This window comes from Idiomarina sp. UBA4206 (assembly GCF_002383015.1).
In the GTDB taxonomy this organism is placed as follows: domain Bacteria; phylum Pseudomonadota; class Gammaproteobacteria; order Enterobacterales; family Alteromonadaceae; genus Idiomarina; species Idiomarina abyssalis.
Genome location: NZ_DFTS01000074.1, coordinates 70042 through 72528, shown reverse-complemented (window position 1 = coordinate 72528; position 2487 = coordinate 70042). Strand labels below are relative to the sequence as shown.

Below are 2487 nucleotides of genomic sequence, written 5' to 3'. Positions count from 1 at the left end.
ACTGTTCCGTGAACCCGTGAATACAACTTTAGGTACCGACTTCGACAGCTTGGCGCCATCGAACTATCCACGCACCGATCTTGTGGCTGCGTTTCTAACCGGCGTCGAGGGTGTAAACCAACAGGCAATGGTCACGCCATCAGAAATGTTGCGGTTAAATACTGGCATTCCGGCTACTCCCGCTCAGGAGCAGGCTGCTTTAGGCGTTGCAGGCGATGATTTAGCGGGCTTCCCTAACGGCCGCAGGCCAGGTGATGACGTAGTGGATATCGCCTTAAGAGTGGTTATGGGCGCGTTATGTCACGACATTCCCGTTAATGGTGAGGCAACTAACTTAGGCTTTTGCAGCCCAGACGACGCCCCTGTCGGCAATGTACCTTTCACCGATGGAGCCCCCATCGACGCCAGCTACGTTAACGATGGATTCCCTTATCTGAAAACGCCGACACCGGGTTCAGCGAGCGAATAACGCAGCATGGGAGGAAACAACATGAAATACTCATTAATTATTGTCAGTTTAGCTGCCGTTATGTTGCTATCAGGCTGCCTGGATAACAGTGACGAAAATCTGCCACCAGCAGCTCGCGATAGTATGTTTACAATGACCGTGGATACGACACTTAATGAAACACTAACAGCTTACGATGGCAACGATGACGCCCTGAGCTACCAACTAGAACAAGGCACCGACATTGGCGAGCTAACAGTGAATTCGGATGGCACCTTCAGTTATACACCACCCAGCGAATATGTTGGTGATGTTGACTTTAGGTATTCTGTTACGGACGGCGAACTCTCTGATGAGGGAACTGTATCAATCGCGGTGGAAGCCGAGCAGGTTGCTGCGAGCTTTTATGTCCGTGAGGCTTATGGTCAACCTGCTAATGCTGAGCCATTGCCTTTGAATGGACGCATAATCAATGATGATGTCTCGGATACGGCAGCTTTTGCCGATCTGGTAGCGGAAGGAGGCAATGAATGAGAGTCGCGCTTTTACTGATCGGTTTATTGGTCAGTCATATGGCGGCTTCATCGGAAGAGTTACTATGGCAGCCTGAGGCTGCCATAGTTCCGACCGAAGTAACCGAGGCTGAACAAAGGTACCAGCAACACCCTAACAGCCTGAACCATGGCGCTGATCTTATTCACCACTATCTTAACTGGGTTCGCCGCTCGGACAGCCATGAATATTTACAAAAGGCAAATCAGTTACGATCAAAGCTGGCAGAACAACCCAGTGCTAACCGGAACCTTAACTGGCTATTAGCAAGTGCCGATTTACTGCAATACCAACATCAGTTTACCAAGGCCAGTGAATATTTAGAGCGGATTCTTGAACTACGTCCATTCCACTTGCAGGCCTCACTGATGCAAGCGCGTATTGCCTTGGCTCAAGGGAACACTGAAGCAGCTAAGTCCCGCTGCACCTCATTGTTTGGTCAACATTCATTAAGTATCGTATCGACCTGCTTACTTGAAGTTGAGGGACGTGCCAACCAACAGCTTGCCGCTTACACGCAGTTAAGCGATCTGCAAAAGCGACAGCCACAAGAAAGTGAAGTTGACACTATTGAGCGCTGGCGTTTACAGATCCTGGCCGAACAAGCATTGTTATTAGAGCGTTATGCCGAAGCAAGAAGCTGGCTTAACCAGTTACCCGAAGAGAAAACCATTGTAGAAGAAAAACTATTGCTGGACAGTTATTTGCTGGAAACGTCTGGATCACTTCCCGACTCGCTGATAGCCGACTGCGCTAGTCAGCTCACCGACGCGTTAGCGGTTCGTGTCGCCCTAGTGCAACAACGATTGCACGGTGGTGGTTGCTGGGTAGATTACATCAAGCAACGAATGCATTTGCGCGTACTTCGCAATGATCGGCTGCACAGTGCAGATATTGCGTTTTATTTTACCTACCTCCTTGAGCATCCTGACAGAGCTGTGAAGTGGGCTAACATCAATTATTCTGTCGCCAAAGAGCCCTTTGATAAACGGCTCTTGATTGACGCGCAACAACTTCAAAAAGAGGCGAATCAATGATGAAGATACCAACGTTTTTTTCTATCCCCCTCTTGCTCCTGTCTTTAGCGTTTACAGGGCAGGTTAGTGGACATTCATTCAGTACATCGTTTTTAAATATCGATCGTGATGGGCTGCTTAAATACCAGATATCGTTTCACGACCTAGTTGCATTAAACGACGACTGGATAGACGAAGGCAAAATAAGCAAGCAGCTCCTAAACGGAAAACTGAATAAACTGGAGCAATTCCTTAATCAAACGGTCAGTCTTAACCAGTGTCACTTAGTATTAACTCACAATAATCCCTGGGTTACCGTGACCTATGCCAAAGAACAGTATCTTGTATTACAGGCAGAGCCTGATTGCGACCAGCCACTAACGTCAGTGACCGTAAATAATGTCTGGACAGAGTTTCCTGACCATCGAGTGATTGTTGAATCTTCACTATTAGACACGAGTAGCAATCCCT

4 protein-coding genes are annotated in these 2487 nt (G+C 48.0%); all 4 read left to right on the top strand.

Features of this window, described 5'->3' with window-relative positions; all coding sequences use genetic code 11:
- The coding region (locus tag B3180_RS15035) for a DUF4331 family protein (RefSeq protein WP_286845297.1) at nucleotides 1-469 on the top strand (469 nt) is incomplete at its 5' end.
- Between the two features lie 21 nt (nucleotides 470-490).
- Nucleotides 491-982 (top strand): Ig-like domain-containing protein, encoded by a 492-nt coding sequence (locus B3180_RS15030; RefSeq protein ID WP_278358939.1) that lies wholly within the window; start codon nucleotides 491-493, stop codon nucleotides 980-982.
- Complete coding sequence (locus tag B3180_RS15025; RefSeq protein ID WP_278358940.1) at nucleotides 979-2037, top strand: tetratricopeptide repeat protein; 1059 nt, start codon at nucleotides 979-981, stop codon at nucleotides 2035-2037. The genes B3180_RS15030 and B3180_RS15025 overlap by 4 nt, the downstream gene beginning before the upstream one ends.
- The coding region (locus B3180_RS15020; RefSeq protein WP_286845296.1) for a hypothetical protein at nucleotides 2034-2487 on the top strand (454 nt) is incomplete at its 3' end. The genes B3180_RS15025 and B3180_RS15020, both read left to right, overlap by 4 nt.

Coding starts and splice junctions, on each gene's coding strand:
- B3180_RS15030 (WP_278358939.1), top strand. CDS start 491: ATGAAATACTCATTAATTATTGTCAGTTTAGCTGCCGTTATGTTGCTA.
- B3180_RS15025 (WP_278358940.1), top strand. CDS start 979: ATGAGAGTCGCGCTTTTACTGATCGGTTTATTGGTCAGTCATATGGCG.